Annotated in this window: 23 protein-coding genes; 16 read left to right on the top strand and 7 right to left on the bottom strand. The window is 53.4% G+C overall.

The window, feature by feature from the left end; genetic code table 11:
* The first annotated feature begins 3 nt into the window (after nucleotides 1-3).
* Together secB and ACVL1J_RS01295 are read left to right on the top strand one after the other, a co-directional pair.
* Nucleotides 4-483, top strand: coding sequence for a protein-export chaperone SecB (gene secB, locus ACVL1J_RS01300; protein WP_159568014.1), 480 nt, complete (start codon nucleotides 4-6; stop codon nucleotides 481-483).
* Between the two features lie 12 nt (nucleotides 484-495).
* Nucleotides 496-1,509, top strand: coding sequence for an NAD(P)H-dependent glycerol-3-phosphate dehydrogenase (locus ACVL1J_RS01295; RefSeq protein ID WP_341237107.1), 1,014 nt, complete (start codon nucleotides 496-498; stop codon nucleotides 1,507-1,509).
* Nucleotides 1,510-2,040: 531 nt separating this feature from the next.
* Here the strand turns inward: ACVL1J_RS01295 and trmL are convergent.
* The gene (gene trmL, locus ACVL1J_RS01290) at nucleotides 2,041-2,511 is read right to left on the bottom strand and encodes a tRNA (uridine(34)/cytosine(34)/5-carboxymethylaminomethyluridine(34)-2'-O)-methyltransferase TrmL (RefSeq protein WP_341237776.1); all 471 of its coding nucleotides are present in this window, start codon (nucleotides 2,509-2,511) and stop codon (nucleotides 2,041-2,043) included.
* Nucleotides 2,508-3,233, bottom strand: a complete 726-nt coding sequence (locus tag ACVL1J_RS01285; RefSeq protein WP_491665071.1) for a ComF family protein — start codon at nucleotides 3,231-3,233, stop codon at nucleotides 2,508-2,510. Before ACVL1J_RS01285 ends, trmL begins: the two co-directional genes overlap by 4 nt.
* 46 nt (nucleotides 3,234-3,279) lie before the next feature.
* On the opposite strand from ACVL1J_RS01285, the gene ACVL1J_RS01280 reads away from it, so the two are divergent.
* The 8 genes from ACVL1J_RS01280 to ACVL1J_RS01245 all read left to right on the top strand — a co-directional run bounded on the left by ACVL1J_RS01280 (nucleotide 3,280) and on the right by ACVL1J_RS01245 (nucleotide 9,749).
* Nucleotides 3,280-4,206, top strand: coding sequence for a methyltransferase domain-containing protein (locus tag ACVL1J_RS01280; RefSeq protein ID WP_341237774.1), 927 nt, complete (start codon nucleotides 3,280-3,282; stop codon nucleotides 4,204-4,206).
* Nucleotides 4,207-4,391: 185 nt separating this feature from the next.
* Entirely contained in the window at nucleotides 4,392-4,901 is a 510-nt protein-coding gene (locus ACVL1J_RS01275) for a DUF2244 domain-containing protein (RefSeq protein WP_341237773.1), read from the top strand.
* A 106-nt stretch (nucleotides 4,902-5,007) separates the two neighbouring features.
* Nucleotides 5,008-6,126, top strand: coding sequence for a cytochrome c oxidase subunit II (gene coxB / locus ACVL1J_RS01270; protein ID WP_236550832.1), 1,119 nt, complete (start codon nucleotides 5,008-5,010; stop codon nucleotides 6,124-6,126).
* 22 nt (nucleotides 6,127-6,148) lie between these two features.
* Nucleotides 6,149-7,753, top strand: coding sequence for a cytochrome c oxidase subunit I (ctaD, locus tag ACVL1J_RS01265; RefSeq protein ID WP_159568021.1), 1,605 nt, complete (start codon nucleotides 6,149-6,151; stop codon nucleotides 7,751-7,753).
* 26 nt (nucleotides 7,754-7,779) lie between these two features.
* The gene (locus ACVL1J_RS01260; protein ID WP_491665070.1) at nucleotides 7,780-8,004 is read left to right on the top strand and encodes a cytochrome oxidase small assembly protein; all 225 of its coding nucleotides are present in this window, start codon (nucleotides 7,780-7,782) and stop codon (nucleotides 8,002-8,004) included.
* 30 nt (nucleotides 8,005-8,034) lie between these two features.
* The gene (locus ACVL1J_RS01255) at nucleotides 8,035-8,601 is read left to right on the top strand and encodes a cytochrome c oxidase assembly protein (RefSeq protein WP_159568022.1); all 567 of its coding nucleotides are present in this window, start codon (nucleotides 8,035-8,037) and stop codon (nucleotides 8,599-8,601) included.
* A complete protein-coding gene (locus ACVL1J_RS01250; protein WP_159568023.1) occupies nucleotides 8,601-8,831 on the top strand; it encodes a DUF2970 domain-containing protein in 231 nt (76 codons plus the stop codon). The genes ACVL1J_RS01255 and ACVL1J_RS01250 overlap by 1 nt, the downstream gene beginning before the upstream one ends.
* 63 nt (nucleotides 8,832-8,894) lie before the next feature.
* Nucleotides 8,895-9,749 (top strand): cytochrome c oxidase subunit 3, encoded by an 855-nt coding sequence (locus ACVL1J_RS01245; RefSeq protein ID WP_341237772.1) that lies wholly within the window; start codon nucleotides 8,895-8,897, stop codon nucleotides 9,747-9,749.
* A gap of 85 nt (nucleotides 9,750-9,834) precedes the next feature.
* Here the strand turns inward: ACVL1J_RS01245 and ACVL1J_RS01240 are convergent, their stop codons facing one another.
* Nucleotides 9,835-10,035 carry a twin transmembrane helix small protein gene (locus tag ACVL1J_RS01240; protein ID WP_159568025.1) on the bottom strand — a complete coding sequence of 67 codons (201 nt, stop codon included), beginning with the start codon at nucleotides 10,033-10,035 and terminating at the stop codon, nucleotides 9,835-9,837.
* A gap of 53 nt (nucleotides 10,036-10,088) precedes the next feature.
* Between ACVL1J_RS01240 and ACVL1J_RS01235 the strand changes: the two genes are divergently transcribed.
* From ACVL1J_RS01235 to ACVL1J_RS01215, 5 genes are read left to right on the top strand one after another with little or no spacing between them, the layout of a single operon-like run.
* Nucleotides 10,089-10,919 carry an SURF1 family protein gene (locus ACVL1J_RS01235; RefSeq protein WP_341237771.1) on the top strand — a complete coding sequence of 277 codons (831 nt, stop codon included), beginning with the start codon at nucleotides 10,089-10,091 and terminating at the stop codon, nucleotides 10,917-10,919.
* Nucleotides 10,916-11,548: an SCO family protein gene (locus tag ACVL1J_RS01230; RefSeq protein ID WP_159568027.1), complete on the top strand. Its 633-nt coding sequence runs from the start codon at nucleotides 10,916-10,918 to the stop codon at nucleotides 11,546-11,548. The genes ACVL1J_RS01235 and ACVL1J_RS01230 overlap by 4 nt, the downstream gene beginning before the upstream one ends.
* A gap of 12 nt (nucleotides 11,549-11,560) precedes the next feature.
* On the top strand, nucleotides 11,561-12,568 hold the full coding sequence (locus ACVL1J_RS01225) for a COX15/CtaA family protein (RefSeq protein WP_341237770.1): 1,008 nt from the start codon (nucleotides 11,561-11,563) through the stop codon (nucleotides 12,566-12,568).
* Between the two features lie 8 nt (nucleotides 12,569-12,576).
* Nucleotides 12,577-13,491: a heme o synthase gene (cyoE, locus tag ACVL1J_RS01220; RefSeq protein ID WP_159568029.1), complete on the top strand. Its 915-nt coding sequence runs from the start codon at nucleotides 12,577-12,579 to the stop codon at nucleotides 13,489-13,491.
* 5 nt (nucleotides 13,492-13,496) lie between these two features.
* Nucleotides 13,497-14,108: an SCO family protein gene (locus ACVL1J_RS01215; RefSeq protein WP_341237769.1), complete on the top strand. Its 612-nt coding sequence runs from the start codon at nucleotides 13,497-13,499 to the stop codon at nucleotides 14,106-14,108.
* Here the strand turns inward: ACVL1J_RS01215 and ACVL1J_RS01210 are convergent, their stop codons facing one another.
* From ACVL1J_RS01210 to rpoH, 4 genes are all read right to left on the bottom strand, one after another.
* The gene (locus tag ACVL1J_RS01210) at nucleotides 14,109-14,744 is read right to left on the bottom strand and encodes a hypothetical protein (RefSeq protein WP_341237768.1); all 636 of its coding nucleotides are present in this window, start codon (nucleotides 14,742-14,744) and stop codon (nucleotides 14,109-14,111) included.
* Between the two features lie 121 nt (nucleotides 14,745-14,865).
* Nucleotides 14,866-15,594, bottom strand: coding sequence for a FecR family protein (locus ACVL1J_RS01205; protein WP_341237767.1), 729 nt, complete (start codon nucleotides 15,592-15,594; stop codon nucleotides 14,866-14,868).
* A 5-nt stretch (nucleotides 15,595-15,599) separates the two neighbouring features.
* Nucleotides 15,600-16,277, bottom strand: coding sequence for a glutathione S-transferase (locus ACVL1J_RS01200; RefSeq protein ID WP_159569527.1), 678 nt, complete (start codon nucleotides 16,275-16,277; stop codon nucleotides 15,600-15,602).
* 73 nt (nucleotides 16,278-16,350) lie between these two features.
* Complete coding sequence (rpoH, locus tag ACVL1J_RS01195) at nucleotides 16,351-17,277, bottom strand: RNA polymerase sigma factor RpoH (protein ID WP_201301382.1); 927 nt, start codon at nucleotides 17,275-17,277, stop codon at nucleotides 16,351-16,353.
* Between the two features lie 208 nt (nucleotides 17,278-17,485).
* On the opposite strand from rpoH, the gene ACVL1J_RS01190 reads away from it, so the two are divergent.
* Entirely contained in the window at nucleotides 17,486-17,854 is a 369-nt protein-coding gene (locus ACVL1J_RS01190; protein ID WP_491665069.1) for an I78 family peptidase inhibitor, read from the top strand.
* Nucleotides 17,855-17,868: the final 14 nt, after the last annotated feature.

The following is a 17,868-nucleotide window of genomic DNA, read 5'->3' as shown; positions in this document are numbered from 1 at the left end:
CAAATGGCCGAACAGAATTCAGAAGCAGTATTTCAAATGCAACGCGTGTACATCAAAGACGCTTCTTTGGAATTGCCCAATGCCCCCCAAATTTTCCTGGAAAAGAATCCACCCAAAATTGAAGTGGCTGTGGATGTGGGCGCACAGCGCCTGGCCGAAAACATTTTTGAGTCCGAAGTAACAGTCACAGTGACTGCCAAAATCGACGAGAAAGTGGCGTTTTTGGTTGAATGCAAACAGGCGGGCATCTTTGAAATTTCAAATGTACCCGAAGATCAGTTTGACCCCCTGTTGGGCATTCTGTGCCCCAACATGATCTATCCCTATTTGCGTGCCAACGTGGCCGATTTGATTACCCGCACAGGTTTCCCGCCCGTGCATTTGTCAGACATCAACTTCGAACAGTTTTACCAGCAACGCCTGGCCGCAGCTCAAGAGCAGGCTGCCAAGCAAAACGGTTCCGGCATTATTACCACAGCCTGATCGGTGGCGCGCATGAACATCACCGTGTTCGGTGCGGGGGCATGGGGCACCGCAGTGGCTGCCCACATGTCGTTTGCGCACAATGTGGTGTTGTGGGGGCGCGATACCGATGTGTTGCAATCCATCGCCACCCAGCGAGAAAACCCGCGTTATCTTGCGGGCATCAAACTTTCTCCAACCCTCAAGGTTCAGGCTGATTTTTCGGCCGCCGCCCGGCATGTGCTTGGGCAAACCGATGCACTTTGGGTGCTGGGTACGCCCATGGGCGCGTTGCGTGAAACTCTGATGCAGTTGTTGGAAATTGCCCCCATTGAACAGTGGCCCCCGCTGGTGTGGTTGTGCAAAGGCTTTGAAGTGGGCAGCGGTTTAATGCCACACCAAGTGGTCGAAGAAGTGTTGGGCAAACCCTATGGCGGCGCGCTTACTGGTCCGTCTTTTGCAGCCGAAGTGGCGCGCGGCTTGCCGTGTGCACTGACTGCGGCCAGCGCCGACGAGGCCACGCGGCAAGCGATGGTTCGTGCCGCACACCATGCGGCCTTGCGGGTCTACGAGCTCGACGATCTTGTGGGTGCTGAAGTGGGCGGCGCGGTCAAAAACATCATGGCCGTTGCCACTGGTATTTGCGATGGCATGCAACTGGGGTTGAACGCCCGCGCAGCCTTGATTACCAGGGGCATGGCTGAAATTAAGCGCTTGGCTGTGGCCTTGGGCGCACAAGCTGAAACCTTGAACGGTTTGTCGGGTTTTGGTGACTTGATTTTGACCTGCACTGGCGATCTGTCGCGCAATCGGCGGGTTGGTCTTCTATTGGCTCAAGGCAAGTCCTTGGACACCATTCTCAAAGAACTCGGTCAGGTTGCCGAGGGCGTTAAATGTGCGCCGGTGGTCAAGCAGCTTGCTGCGCAGTTGGGTGTCGACATGCCAATTACTGCGGCGGTGAATTCCGTGTTGTTCGACGGGTTGAGTCCAGTGGAGGGCGTGATGCGATTGCTCTCGCGCGAGGCGAGGTCTGAAGATTCAGTGTAATTGGGCGCTGAACTTGAAGGGTCACCGCGGTGTTTCCTTGCCAACTCAGCGTGGGTTACTCGTGCCGCACTGAAAACCGCTGAATCCCTTTTTGAATTCATTCTTGCTCACCGAGCTCGGCAAAAGGGCGGGCCGAGTCTCGGTGTCGGCTTGAAGCCGACCGCTGCGAATAAACTCAAACGGGGCGGTTTCCTTGAAGTGCGTCCCAAGCAATCCCACTGCCGAGTTGGCTTAAACCTCCCGTGCGCGACCACTTGCAAGTTCAACGCCCAATCGGCGGCGGTGTTTCGATCGCCTCGCCTTCAAGAAAACCTGCCCGTTTGAATTCACCCGCCACGGTCGGCCATCGGCCGGCACCGAGACTCGGCCCGCCTTTTTGCCGAGCGAGGTGAGTCAGGGTGAATCTCAAAAAGGGAAATACAGGTTTTCAGGCGAGAGATTGAAACCCAAGCCGATTGGGGCAGCTAACCAGCAGTTGAGTGAGCAACAACCCAAGCCGATCGGGCCGTTAACCAGCGGTGAGCAAAACGCTCAGCTTCCGCCTTCAAGCCCCAACTGTCGCCAAGCCTCATACACCATCACCGCCACCGAATTGGACAGGTTCAGCGAGCGGCTCTCCGGGCGCATTGGCAATCGAAGCCAGTTTTCCCGGGCAAACCAGTTTCGCACGTCTTCTGAAAGCCCCCGGGTCTCGCTGCCAAACATCAGGTAATCGCCAGCTTGAAATTGCACATCAAACGGCGAATTCTTTCCTTTGGTGGTCATCGCAAAGCTGCGTTGCGGGTCGGGTTGGCAGCGGTCTAAAAAGGCCTGCCAGCTTGGGTGCACCAACATGTTTGCATACTCATGGTAATCCAGCCCGGCGCGGCGCATGCGCGCATCTTCAAGCGGAAAGCCCAAGGGTTCAACCAAATGCAGTTGCACGCCCGTGTTGGCACACAAGCGGATAACATTGCCCGTGTTGGGCGGAATTTCAGGTTCAACCAATACCACATTAATCATTCTGGGGTCCTGCACACTGCCATGGTTACAATTGACTCAGCGCCAGCCTTGCGAAGGGCGGCCGCGCAGCTTTGAAGGGTGGCGCCGGTGGTGATTACATCATCGATCAAGCCAATCCGGATCCCTTTGGGAATCAAGCACGTTGCCCTGAATGCGCCCTCCAGGTTTTGAAGCCGGTCTTCCCGGCTCAAGGCCGCTTGTGCGCCAAGTTCCTTGGTTTTGATCAGCCAACCGTTGTGGACAGGTCGATGAATATGCCTGCCCAAATGCCGAGCGATCAAAGCGGCTTGATTATAGCCGCGCTGCTTTAATTTGTCCGGGCTCACCGGCACCGGAATCAGTACGTCAGGCAACTCCATGCCCAATTCCATCACCCTGGTTCCCAGCCAATGCCCCAGAAATCGCGCCATGCCATGGTTGTTACCGTACTTCAGGCGTGCAATCCATTGATCAAATGGCGCCAGGTAATCGCTGCACACCACGCATTCCAGGGGTGCCTCGGCCTTGCATTCAATCAGCGGCTTGCAATGTCTGCAATGTGTCCAGCCAAATGCTTGCGGCCGGGGGCCAAGCGCCAGCGCACAGCGTTTGCATCGAAGCGGTTCCTGGTGGTCAATCATGGGTTGGCAGCCACCACACACAAAGCGACCCAGTGCATGGGTTTGATCTTGCAATGGGCTTTGGCAGGCCACGCAGCGCCCGGGCACCATCGCGCCGCCCATACTCAAGCAACTTCTATAGAATAGAAAGCACCAACTTTTTGCTGAAATGGCTAGCCGCACAATGTCCTCGCAGTTCTGGAAAATTCCCCGATCAAACGCCGCATTGGCCCACCAATGGTCACGGCGTGTTCACCAACCCTTGCCGTTTATCCTCGAAGAGGTCAACCAGCGCATGGTGAACCGAGCGCAAATCATGCGCCCGGTCGAGGGAGGGGTAGTGCATCAGGGCTGGTTACACCCATCGGCACTGCTGCCGGTCAAAACCTTGTTTGTAGGGCGTGCATTCTCGGTATTTGCGCCGAAAGCCATTGATTTGCCTGTGGCGCAAGTTGAACAGGCCGCAGCATCTTTTCTGGCCAAGTTGTGGCCTGGCAGGGCTGCGCCCAAGCCGTCTGCGGCAATACCGTTGCCCATTAACAGCCCGTTGCCCTTGCCAAACGAAAGCCAGGCCATGGTTTGGTCGCCCTTGTGGTTGCATGCCGCAGGCGATCCCGGGCAATGTCTGTCCGAGTGGTTGCGGGTATTGAAACCAGAGGGTGGCGTGTTTTTCAGCTGTTTTGGACCGGATACAGGGCGTGAATTGCAGGCAGTTGCGCAAGTGTTGGGCGAATCTCTGCCTGATTTTGCCGACATGCACGACCTTGGCGACCTGATGAGCAAGCAAGGCTTTTCCGACCCGGTGATGGAAATGGAAAAATTGACGCTGACTTACAGCTCGCCCGCAAAACTACTCGATGATTGGCGCGCACTTTCAGGCAATCACCTGGAGCCGCGTCAAAAAGGTTTGCGAACTCCGCGCCAGCTGGAAAAAGCCCTGCAGGGGTTGGAGCAACTGCGAAACCCCGAAACCGGGCGTATTCCGCTTACCCTCGAATTGATTTATGGGCACGCCTGGAAGGTTAAAAGAAAACCCAAAACCGATGTTGCAACCGTGAAAATATCGGACATTAAAGGGCGCAAAGGATCGAATTAACGTGCTGCTGCGCAACATTTTCAAATGTAGCGCATTGTTTTCAACTTATTTCTGGGAAATCAGGCGTGGATTGCACCTGTCTTATTGCTTGCTTTGGAGCCTTGGGCCTATAATTCGAAGGTTTTAATGCACTCTTTTGGGGGTGCGTCGGGTCTGAATGACTGCTCTCTAAGAGGTAAATGGGCATGATTCCAGAAATTTCAAGCTCAGCTAATGCACCACACGGCGCGCCACAGGTAGCGTCGCAAAGTAGTAAGTGGATATTCAGGCGCAATTGTTCGCTCAGTCCCAAACAGCTTTTGCAGTGGTATTTAAGTTTGTGTGTAATCACCTTGGTGATTGCCACGGGTTTTTTGCTGGCAGGTTTCTGGATAGTGTTGCCGTTTGCCGGGCTTGAGTTGTTGTTGGTGGGAACGGCATTTGTAATCTACGCGAGGCATGCTGCCGATTACGAAATGATCGAACTTCAGCCTAATCAGCTAAAGCTGGTGATGGTCGATGGCACCAAGCTGACCCAGCTTGAATGGTCACCCCAATGGGCCAAATTAAGCTACAACGGAAAATACAAAGCGCCGCTGTTATTTAGTCACAGGGGCCAACAAGTAAAAATAGGCAAATTTATTGCCGAGAAAGACAAGTCAGCGCTGCACCGTGAATTAAAGGCAGCGTTGGCCAGGGCAGCATGTGCAATATAGGCATGCGGCTTCCACCAGTTTGATATTTTTTTTGAGATTGAGGATCGCCATGTTGAAGTCGTCCTTGGGTATTCGCAAAGCAGTGGCAACCGCTGCCGCAATTGCGATGACATCCTTCGGAGGTGCTGCGTTTGCCGAGAATGTTTCTGGGCAACCCCTGCAATACAACCTCGTTGAACCGGTTACCGAAATCGCGCGTCAAATCTATGATTTGCACACGTTGATGTTGGTGATCTGTCTGGTTATTTTCGTTGCCGTGTTCGGCGTGATGTTTTACTCAATCTATGCGCACCGCAAATCAAAAGGCGCAAAGTCAGCTTCTTTCCACGAAAGTGTAAAAGTTGAAATTGCGTGGACCATTGTGCCGTTCCTGATCGTGATCGGTATGGCATTGCCCGCAACCAAAACCGTGGTTGCCATGAAAGACACATCGAATGCCGATCTCACCATCAAGGCCACTGGTTACCAGTGGAAGTGGGGCTACGAATACCTGGCCGGTGAAGGCGAAGGCATTTCTTTCCTGGCCACCCTGTCGACTCCGCGCGATCAAATTGAAGACCATCAAGGCCAGGCTGTGGCCCGCGGTGAAAACTACCTGATGGAAGTAGACAACCATGTTGTAGTGCCCGTGAACAAGAAAGTTCGCGTGGTTACGACTGCAAACGACGTGATTCACGCCTGGATGATTCCCGCTTTTGGCGTGAAGCAAGACGCGATTCCCGGTTTCGTGCGCGACACCTGGTTCAAGGCCGAGAAAGAAGGCATTTACCGCGGTCAGTGTGCTGAGTTGTGTGGCAAAGACCACGCTTACATGCCCATCGTGGTTGAAGTCGTGTCCGAAGAAAACTACTCCAAGTGGGTTCAAGCCAAGCTGGAAGAAATGAAAGCCAAGCAGGACGATCCAACCAAGGAATGGACCAAGGAAGACATGGTTGCCCGTGGCGAACAGGTATACAACGCCAACTGTGCTGCCTGTCACCAGGCTTCCGGTGAAGGCATCCCCGGTGCATTCCCTGCGCTAGTCGGTGCGCCTTCAGTGAAAGGCCCGCAGGCGGATCAAATTGCGATTTTGCTGAACGGCAAGGGTGCAGGCATGCCTGCATGGAAGCAGTTGAGCGATGTTGAAATTGCCTCCGTGATTACTTACACACGAAACGCTTGGGCCAATGCAGGCACAGGTACCGACCCGGTTGTTCAGCCAAGTGCTGTTACGGCTGCACGTTAATATTGCTTAGGAGATTTATTACATGAGCACTACCGCGGCAGATTTAACCCACGGACATGGTCACGACCATGACCACGCGCACGACCACCCGCATGGTTGGCGCCGTTGGTTGTACGCAACCAACCACAAAGACATCGGTACCATGTACCTGATTTTCTCATTCATCATGTTGCTGGAAGGCGGCGTGTTGGCCCTGATGTTGCGTGCTGAATTGTTTGCACCCGGCCTGCAACTGGTTCAACCCGAGTTCTTTAACCAGCTCACAACCATGCACGGTTTGATCATGGTGTTTGGTGCGGTAATGCCTGCGTTTGTAGGTTTTGCCAACTGGATGATCCCATTGCAAATCGGCTGTTCAGACATGGCGTTTGCCCGAATGAACAACTTCAGCTTCTGGCTGATGGTGCCTGCTGCGATCATTTTGACCGCTTCATTCTTTATGCCGGGTGGCGCAACCGCTGCTGGTTGGACCCTGTATGCACCTTTGTCCGTGCAAATGGGCCCCGGCATGGACGCCGCCATTTTCGCGATGCACATTCTGGGTGCCTCGTCGATCATGGGCTCAATCAACATCATCACCACCATCCTGAACATGCGCGCTCCTGGCATGACCCTGATGAAGATGCCGATGTTTGCCTGGACCTGGCTGATCACTGCTTACCTGCTGATTGCTGTAATGCCCGTGTTGGCCGGTGCCATCACCATGGTGTTGACTGACCGCCATTTCGGCACGTCATTCTTCAACGCAGCCGGCGGTGGCGACCCCGTCATGTACCAGCACATTTTCTGGTTCTTCGGTCACCCCGAGGTGTACATCATGATCTTGCCCGCGTTCGGCATCATCAGTCACATCGTGCCCACCTTCGCCCGCAAAACGCTGTTTGGTTACAGCTCCATGGTTTACGCCACATCGTCGATCGCGATTTTGTCGTTCATCGTGTGGGCTCACCACATGTTCACAACCGGCATGCCTGTAACCGGCCAGTTGTTCTTCATGTATGCCACCATGCTGATCGCGGTGCCCACCGGCGTGAAAGTATTTAACTGGCTGGCCACCATGTGGAAAGGTTCGATGACATTCGAAACCCCCATGCTGTTTGCCGTCGGTTTTATTTTCGTGTTCACCATGGGTGGCTTTACGGGTCTTATTCTTGCCATTGCACCGGTTGATATTCAGCTGCAAGACACCTACTACGTGGTGGCTCACTTCCACTATGTGTTGGTAGCGGGTTCACTGTTTGCCTTGTTTGCAGGTACGTACTACTGGCTGCCCAAGTGGTCTGGCCGCATGTACAGCGAGAAGCTGGGCAAGTTGCATTTCTGGTCATCGCTGATCAGTTTCAACGTGACCTTCTTCCCCATGCACTTCTTGGGATTGGCCGGTATGCCACGTCGCTACGCCGACTACGCCACACAGTTCACTGACTTCCATGCCCTTGCCACCATTGGTGCGTTCTGGTTCGGTTTGTCACAGTTGATCTTCCTGTGGTGTGTGCTGCGGGCATGGTTGTTCCAGCAGGGTGAACAGGCTCCTGCAAGCCCATGGGAAGGTGCAGAAGGTCTGGAGTGGACAGTTCCATCACCAGCACCGTTCCACACTTTTGAAGTTCCACCCACAGTGAAGTAATTCACCGCGGGGTTCACAATGGGGGTTTGGCTCAGTCCAACCCTCCGTTGTGTAAAAAGGCTTCCATGCAGAGGCTTTTTCACACAACGAATTGGTTCAGTAAGGAAGTAAGCGTGACACCTGAAGAGAAAAAGAAATCCAGGCAAAACAGGCGTACCGGTTTAATTTTGCTCTCGGTGGCGGCTGTTTTTTTTATCGGTATCCTGATCCGCAAAGTGATGGAGCCGAGCATTCTGAATCTGATGAATTGATTGTTTGATTAGCAGTAGAGGTGAAGCAGCATGGCACAAGGAAATAACCAGAGAACAGGTGGTTTGCACAAGCAAATGCTGATGCGTCTGCTGGTGATTGTGGTGGCCATGTTTGCCTTCGGTTACGCACTGGTGCCAATTTACAAGGCCATATGCGAGATCACCGGGATCAACGTGCTCACGCCGCAAACTAAAAATGCAGCCGAGATCGCCAAGAACACCCAGGTGGACACAAGCCGAAGCATCGAAGTGATTTTTGATGCCAATGAGCGGGGCAAGTTTCAGTTCAAACCCGAGACCAATCGAATGATGGTCCACCCCGGCGAGTTGGTGACGATGAATTACGTGGTTCACAACAACCTGCCCAACGATACGGCGGGTCAAGCGATACCCAGTTATTTGCCCAGCAAGGCAGCTGCGCATTTCACCAAACTGGAATGTTTCTGCTTCAAGCAGCAGCCGTTCAAGTCGGGTGAAACCAAGGAATTTCCGGTGGTGTTTGTGATCAACCCCGAGTTGCCACAAGATGTGCACACCATCACGCTGAGTTATACATTTTTTGAAGTGGCCGGCGCGACAGCCATGGCTGCAGAATAATGTCGGAAGACATCAAAGAGGCCGCATCGCGTAAAGCGAGCAAAGCCACTTTTCTGCAAACCTTGTCGGCTGTGCTGTGGTCGTTTTTTGGTGTTCGCAAGGGTAAAAGTCACTCTGAGGACATGCAAAAGTTAAATCCGGTCCATGTGATCATCGTGGGCCTGCTGGCAGCCGCAGGGTTTGTGATCGGGTTGCTGGTGTTGGTGAATTTTGTGGTGAGTTCCGCTTGAGCCGTACGGAACCCGCTGTTGCAGTATTGAAGCATCTAAATTAAAGAAATAGGAGAAACCACCATGCGTGCGAATGCACCATATTACTTTGTGCCCGGCTTGTCCCATTGGCCTGTGCTTGGCGCAGTGGCCATGTTCTTTTTTGTACTGGGCATGTCCCAGTGGGTAAATGGCGCTGAAGCAGGCCCTTACCTGTTTGCACTCAGCATGGGTATCCTGATTTATGTGTTGACCGGCTGGTTCAAGCACGTGGTGGGTGAATCTCAAAGCGGCCAGTACAGCGATCGGGTCGATGTATCCTTTCGCTGGTCCATGGGCTGGTTCATTTTCTCTGAAGTCATGTTCTTCGCAGCGTTTTTCGGCGCATTGTTTTATGCCCGTCAAATTGCATTGCCCTGGCTTGGCGACATCGACAACAAGGCGTTCTTGTGGCCTGACTTCACTGCCAACTGGCCCAATACAGGCCCCGCTGGTACTGTGGATGCATTCCAAACCATGGGCCCTTGGCCAATTCCAACCATCAACACCGCATTGCTGCTGACCTCAGGCTTGACCCTGACTTGGGCTCACCATGCCTTGATCGCCAACAAGCGTTCTCAGTTGATTTGGGGCTTGGCGCTGACCGTATTGTTGGGCGCAATCTTCATGGGCTTTCAGGCCTATGAATACATTCACGCGTACCGCGACCTGAACCTCAAACTGACCTCTGGTATTTTTGGTTCAACGTTCTTTTTGCTGACCGGCTTCCACGGTTTCCACGTCACCATCGGCGCAATCATGTTGTTCTTCATCATGATTCGTTGCATCAAGGGCCACTTTACCCCCGACAGTCACTTCGCATTCGAAGCGGCTGCCTGGTACTGGCACTTCGTGGACGTGGTGTGGTTGGGCTTGTACGTGGTGGTTTACTGGCTGTAAGCAGGGTTTATTCCCACCAGGCTGTAAAAACTACAAATAGAAAAGCCACTGGAAAACTCCGGTGGCTTTTTTTTGGATTTTGAACTTATCGAATGCCTGTTGACTCTATCCAGCCCATGTACCAGGCAAGCAGAATCAGAAGAAATAGCGCAATGGACAAGCCGATGCGCATGGTTAACGCGTTTACAGTACGGCTGGATTTGCTTTTGTCTTTCATGAGAAAGAAGAAAGCTGAACCCAAGCTTGCCAGAATGCCCAGAAATGCCAGGCCAATGATCAACTTCATGGTGAACACCTTTTTAAAACTAACCGTGTACAGCACACAAGTGGAAGTATGTCATGGTTAATGCAGTGAAAACACCCGGCAAAGTCAAGCTGATCTTCACCCTGTTGATCGGGTTTGGCTTGGTGTGGCTGACCTTCAGTTTGGGGCAGTGGCAAACCGGGCGCGCCCAGGAAAAACAAACCCTGTTTGATGCGCAGGCCCGTGCGCTGGCCGCCGAGCCTGTGTCTCCGGCCAGTGGCCAGTTGGACTTGGACAATTTGTCCTACCGAAAAATCGATTTGAAGGGTAGGTTCGAGGCCAAAGCCCTGATATACATAGACAATCGTCAGGTAAATGGTCGACCAGCTGTGCAGGTAGTGCAAGGTTTCAGGCCAGAGGGTGCCAGTTTTCTAATACCGGTGGATCGTGGTTTGTTGTTGCGCAACCCCGCAGAGCCCCGGTTGGCACCCGATATGCCCGCCAATGCCCCAATGGCCGGTGAACTGTTTGATTTGCAAGGCACCATTTTGCCGCGCTTTGCCCAGTCTGCTGAATTGCGTGGCATGGCTTTGGGCGAAGCTGAAAGCATCGTCATGGCTCAAAGCAATGGTTTTGATGTGTGGTCGAATTTTAGTGTGAGCGAATTTGAAAAGCTGAGCGGCGAGCCGGTGAGCAACTTTGTGGTAACCCAGCAGCCGGTCGCGCAAACAGCAGGCCAGCAACAGCAAGCCAGCATGGTGGGGGGCTTTTATCACCTGGCAGTACCGCTGCAAGAACAGGTGGCCAAGCACAAGGGTTACGCATTTCAATGGTTTACCATGTCGGCGGTGTTGGTGTTGCTGACTCTGTTTTTTGTCTACCGAGAGTTTTTTCGAAGCGAGTTTTACAAGGAAAATAAAAAATGAACGCAGCCAGCGCACCCGCGAAGCTGAACAAAAGCCGGATCACCATTTTGTTGGTATTCCTGACATGCGCCTTGCCCATTGTGGCGGCTTTCTATTTGTACTTTTTCAACAAGCCAGATGGCACCAACAATTACGGCACCATTCTTGATCCGCAGGTGAACGTGTCCACTGATGTCTTCAAAAACATCAATGGCGATGATTTCAGCATGAAGCAGGTGGCCGACAAATGGGTGCTGATTCAGGTCATCAACAGCGATTGCGATGAAGTGTGTCAGAACACCATGTACTTCCAGCGCCAGGCCCGTGCGTCCAAAGGCAAGGAGCAAGGTCGGATTGAACGAGTTGTTTTTGTAACCGACAATGGCCCGCTTGAAACCCTGCTGTTGCGCCAATTCCCGGATGTGCATTTTGTACGCGCCAGCGAAGATCAACTTAAAAGCTGGTTGCCACTGGAGCAGGGCATTGTGGGCAACAAAGGCAGCGCTGACATTGGTACCGTGCGCGATCACGTGTTTGTGGCCGATCCATTGGGCCATGTAATGATGCGTTTCCCACCCAACAACACCCTGCAATTCGACAAGTTTCGCAAAGACATCAGCCGCCTGTTGTGGGCTTCAAACATCGGATAAAACGAGAGCAGCATGAGCAGTTACAAGCGTTTGGTCGCATTCACCACAGTACTTACATTCCTTTTGATCATGTTGGGCGCGTTTGTGCGCTTAACGGATGCGGGTTTGGGTTGCCCAGACTGGCCGGGCTGCTACGGCAAGCTCACGCCGACACATGCCGCCGAGGAAATTGCGCAGGCTGTTGAAGTTCAGGGTGGAACGCATGGGCCGGTTTCCATGCCCAAGGCCTGGAAAGAAATGGCGCACCGGTATGTGGCCACCTTTCTCGGCTTTCTGATTATCGGCATTATGGCCATGGCCTGGAAAAAAAAGGCGGAGCTCAGGCAGTCGCCGGCCCTCGCCACATGGCTGTTTTTTGCAGTGTGTCTGCAAGGTGCTTTTGGCGCCTGGACAGTCACCATGTTGCTCAAGCCCGCCATTGTGACCGGGCACCTTATTGGCGGCATGACCATTCTTGGCATGCTGACCTGGTTGTGGTTGCGTCAAACCAGCCCTGCACGCAGCCTTGCACCCCCCCGTGATGGGGGCGGTTTGCGAATTCTGGCGCGAGTGGGTTTGGTGGCAGTGATTTCTCAAATTATTCTCGGTGGCTGGGTTAGCACCAACTATGCTGCGGTGGTGTGCACTGATTTCCCAACCTGCCAGGGCAGCATGTGGCCGCACATGGAATTCAAAGACGCATTTCACATTATTCGGCACTTGGGTGAAACGCCCAACGGTGAAATTCTGAATGTGGCCTCGCTCACTGCGATTCACTTCATTCACCGCATTGGCGCCGTGGTGGTTACCGGTATTTTGGGTGTTCTCGCGTTTGCCCTGTGGCGCAACCCGGGCACCAAGCCTTTGGCCATTAAAGTGGCGGCGGTGCTGACTTTGCAAATTGCCATGGGTATTGGTAACGTGGTGTTTCAATTGCCTTTGTGGTTGGCCGTGGCGCACAATGGGGGCGCCGCGCTGTTGCTGGTCACCCTGATCTTGGTAAACTATCGGGTTGCGGGCAATCGCCATCGAATTTCATAAGGCCCAACATGCCATCAGCTCCACCCAAAGCAGACAAAGCCAAAACCGTGAGCAGTTTTGCTCACGTGGCCAAACAGTACTGGACATTGACCAAGCCACGTGTGGTGGCCTTGATCGTATTCTGTGCGGTAATTGGCATGTTTTTGGCAACCCCCAGTTTGCCCAATGTCCAGGTTCTTATTGCTGGCACCTTGGGTATTTGGCTGGTGGCTGGTGCTGCGGCTGCGTTCAATTGCCTGGTCGAGCAGCAAATTGATGCCAAAATGGCGCGCACGCGTGCCCGCCCTTTGCCACGGGGTGAACTGAATTCTGTCCAAACGCTGGTCTTCTCCAGCATGGTTGGCGGCGTGGGTGTGTGGATTTTGTATGTGTTCGTGAACCCGCTCACCATGTGGCTTACCTTGGCCACCTTCGTGGGTTACGCAATCATTTATACCCTGTTGCTGAAACCCAATACCCCTCAAAATATCGTGATCGGTGGCGCATCGGGTGCCATGCCGCCGGTGTTGGGTTGGGCTGCGGTTACCAACAGTGTGTCTGCCGAGGCACTGGTTTTATTCCTGATTATTTTTGTGTGGACCCCGCCACACTTCTGGGCGCTCGCCCTGTACCGCACGCAAGAATACGCGCGCGCGGGCCTGCCCATGTTGCCGGTAACCCATGGCGCTGCATTCACACAGTTCCATGTGTTTTTGTACACCATCATGCTGGCAGCCACCACGTTGATTCCCTTTGCCATGAAAATGAGCGGCCTGATATACCTGATCAGCGCGGTCGTGCTGAATGCAATTTTCATTGGGTATGGCTACAAGATCTGGAAAAACTACAGCGATGCCTTGGCCAAAAAGGCATTTACGTATTCCATCGCCTATCTGGCGTTTTTGTTCGCGGCCTTGTTGGTCGATCACTATGTAACGGTGTAAGCAGTATGCGCAGTGTATTCAAGCAGTTTCAGCAGGTAAGCAAGGTGTTGGTTTTTGGCGCAGTGGCGCTACTGGCCGCCTGCAATACGGGCCCCGCCACTTTCACGAATACCGACATTACGGGTTCATCCCTGGTGGCCAACTTCAAGCTGAAAGACCTATCGGGCACTGAACGCACCATGGAAAGTTACAAGGGCAAGGTGGTGGCCATGTTTTTCGGCTACACCCATTGTCCCGATGTGTGCCCCATTACCATGCAGCAATGGAGCGAGGTGAAGGCCAAACTGGGCGAAAAGGGAGACAACTTGCAGGTGTTGTTTGTGTCTGTTGATCCCGAGCGCGATACACCCGAACTGTTGAAAAAATATGTGCCCCAGTTTGATCCTTCGTTCGATGCGCTGACCGCCGAGTCATCTGAAGAATTAAAGCCTTTGCTGGCTGGCCTGCGTGTGTTCGCTGGAAAAGTGGAAGGCAGTACGCCAGACAATTACCTGATGGACCACACCTCGGCCAGTTATGTGTTTGACCAGCAAGGTCGTGCCCGTTTGCTGGTTCGTCACAATGCCGACTCCGCGCCTGTGGTCAGCGACGTTGAGCAAATTCTCGACGGCAAGTAACTAATCCTTTCGTGCGGTAATTACACTGCAGCTTAGTTGCGTCAGCTTCAGTGTGAGTTCTTTCTCAAATTGGGCAATTGTGCGCCGCTTGTTTTGTGGCTGCGCGCCAGCCTGTTTCGACATCACGGTGTCTTCATCAACACTGAAGATCACTTCCCATTCCAGCAAAAGTGGTTCATCTTCTGTCGCGTTGTTGAGCAAGGCAATGACGGGTCTGCCTTCGAATAACTCGTTCTGAATCAATTCAAGTGTGGTTTGCACGGTGTTGCCCGCATACCAGTTGGCATTCAACTCTGCCTTGCGCAGTGCTTTAAGCAGTTGGGCCGGTGAAGTGCCCATGGTGCCGCTGAGTAGGTCGGGGCATGCTGCCCACCGCATTATTTCGAGAATATATAGGTCGTTTTGGGGATGGCCGTGCCGGTCTTTGGGTATGTGATTCCAGCCAATTTGATGGTGGTGAAGTACCATGCCTATCGCACAAGGTCCGCTTGCGCGCTCAATGCCTTCCGGTGCCGAAAATTCATAAAACGGGCTTAGGTCAAACTTGGCTTGTGCCTGGAGTTCGCGTGGGGCCTTTGTACCGACAATGGGTTTGGCTTCAGAAAAATCAATCTCGAAGCGCGTGTTGCCGTTCATAAAAACACATGTCCTTTGCTGCTTGACTCAACCCACATCTTATTCAGGGAATGTACGGATTCATGCCGTGCATAGTTCTATGCACAAAGCTTATTCCGTTGTGCAGAACAGAGGCTCGAACTTACTCGGTGGGCAGGTTGGGGGTGTTGCTGGTTTGCAAAGGTGCAGGCAGGCTGCCCAAAGGGGAAGGGGCGCCCAAGGTGGAAAGCAGGCCATCCAAGGCGTCAGTCACGGGGCTCAATACTGCGTCGAGTGGGCCGGCTTCTGGCTCGGGCTCAGGCTCGGGTTCAGGCTCCGGGTTTGTGTTGGGCGGTGGGTTGCTGGCACTATTGCCTGGGTCGTTGTTGTTGCCCGATTCGGCGCTGCTGGTGGTGTCAGTGGTACTCGTGTTGTTGTCTTCGTTGTCGCTGTATATGGCGGCAGTGGCACCCAAAAATACAAGGCTTTCCAGCACGGGGTAGCCAGTGGAGTCACCGCCTTCGGCACTTGTGTCAAACAGGCCGAACAGGTCAGGCGTGTCCGTGGTGCTTGCAGCATTCTCGGGCGGTTGGCTTTCAAAATACACGCCTTGGCCGTACAGGTCGGTGGCAATCCACTGCGGTACCTGGTCCAGTGCAACCACTTCAAGATTGAATGTTGCGGCCGCACCATTTTCAATCACCAATGCGTCTTTTACACCAGTGAATTGAATAATTGCTTTGCTGGCAGGGTCGCTGACCACGCGGTCGCCCGGCAATAACATCATGCCGGGTTGCGCGGGCAGGAAAAAACCATCCCGAACCAACTGCACATTGCCGTTGACCTCGGTAATTTTTGCCTGTTGTTCAATGGACGTGGTTGCTGCGTTCATGAGCACTAAGCGTAATTGTAGGGGCCACCCACTTCAAGGGCTTTTCCAAAACTGGGCATGGCATGTATGCGTTTCACGTAGGCCGCAATTTTGGGCATGCTTTTAATGCTGTCCGCCCGGCTCATTGCAGCTTCAAGCGGAAAACTCATCATGAAGTCAGCACCCGTCATCTCGCTGCCGCAAAACCACTCATTCTTGGTCAACACGCTTTCAATGTAGGCGAACTGCTTTTCAAGATTGGGGTTGATGAAATTGCTTTTAACCTGCTTGGAAATGCCGCGCGCAATTGGCAGCACGATCGGCTTGAGCAATGCGGGTACCGGCGCGTTTTCAATTTTGTTGAACACCAGCGTCATGACCAGCGGTGGCATGGCTGTGCCCTCTGCAAAGTGCATCCAGTAGGTGTAATCGCGGTGCGCCTGTGTGCCAGCTGCGGGGCGCAATTTGCCGCCTGCCTTGTCGATCAGGTATTCCACAATGGCACCGCTTTCTGCCACGGTAATGTCGCCATCGGTAATCACGGGCGATTTCCCCAAGGGGTGAATCTTCAGCAGTTCAGGCGGGGCCAGGTAGGTTTTTGCATCACGCGCATAGCGCGTTACCTTGTAAGGCAGGCCAAGTTCTTCAAGCAACCAGATAATTCGTTGCGAGCGTGAGTGTTCCAGGTGGTGTACTTCGATCATGGTCATAAAAAAGGGCTTGTTGCCAAGCCCTTAGTGTAGGTTAGTTTTCACCCGAAATGATTACCGCTTTGTTTTAAACCTCACCGTGTTCGTACTTCAACAAGGCAGTTTTCATTTTTTTCATGGCCTGGGTTTCAATTTGGCGCACCCGTTCAGCCGATACGCCCAGCTCGGCGGCCAGGTCATGCAGGGTTTTGGCGTTGTTGCCAGCCAACCAGCGGCTGGAAATAATGCGTTGGCTGCGTTCGTCCAGGCTGGCCAGTGCCAGGTCCAACCCTTCACTGTGCAGGCGTTCCATGTTGGCGCCTTCCAGCACTTCGGTGGGTTCGGCACCCTCGGCGGCCAAATAACGCACAGGGTTGTAGCTGTTTTCCTCGCTGTCTGCGTCTACAACAGGGTCCAGGCTGAATTCATGGCCCGCCATGCGGCGTTCCATGTCGTACACGTCTTCAGGGCGTACATTCAGCTCACTGGCCACCTCGTTGATTTGGTCGGGTGACAGGGTTTGGCCGTACTTCTTGAAGCTATTCAGGTTGAAAAACAGCTTGCGGTGCGCTTTGGTGGTGATCATTTTCACCATGCGCCAGTTGCGGATAATGTATTCGTGAATTTCGGCCTTGATCCAATGCAGGGCAAAGCTGACCAGGCGCACACCACGCGACGAGTCGAATCGCTTTACAGCCTTCATCAAACCGATATTGCCTTCCTGAATCAGGTCAGCATGGGGCAAACCATAGCCCAGGTACTGGCGTGCTACGGCAACCACCAGGCGCAGGTGGCTAAGCACCAGGCGGCGGGCAGCTTCCAGGTCGTTGTCGCGCTGCAGGCGTTCGCCCAACTCCACTTCTTCCTCTTGCGTCAGCATGGGAATTTGGTGGGTGGCGGAAATGTAAGCATCCAGGTTGCCAAGCGGGCCACGGGCGACCAACGCCCATGGGTCGCGCACAGCAAGGCTGTTGCCCATGGCACGGGTGTTAGCAAGAGTTAACGCAGTGGTCATGATTGCGGTTTTCTCCGAATTAATGAACCAATTTCCAGTTAATTTTAGCACTCCTTGCTACAGAGTGCTAATCGCCCGGAAAGTTCACGAACAGCTGGCTTGACCTGACAGAAACTTTAAAGCACATTGGAATGGCGTCGGTGACCGGTGCGAGCCTTGGGCAATGCAACTATTTTTGGGTGGTACAACTGTGCAATCTTTTGGACTGATGCTATTGCTAGTCTGCATTTCTGCCTGTGCTGCGAGTACGCCACGCACAGCGGAGCAAATCTGCGCAAGCACGGAGGCCGGTGCAATGGGCCAGCTGGAATGTGAATTCAAGACGATGGTGTTTGAAGTGAAAACCGAGATCAAGGAGTTCAAGATTCTCGGTGAGGTGCATCAAATCAAGAAAATCGAACTGGTCGATCCCGAGGGGGCTCGCATGAAGCTTACCGAGCTGGCGAAGAAGTATGTCGAATTTAAAACGATCCGGATCTTGATGCCGGGGACCATGGTCACCATGGAGTACCTGGAGGATCGCATTAACTTTCAGTTCGATGAGCAGGGCATGCCCAAAAGTGTGACACGTGGATGACAAAAAATCACTGC

This window comes from Limnobacter sp. G6BE5S, from assembly GCF_058448965.1.
This window is presented reverse-complemented; position numbering and strand designations above follow the sequence as displayed.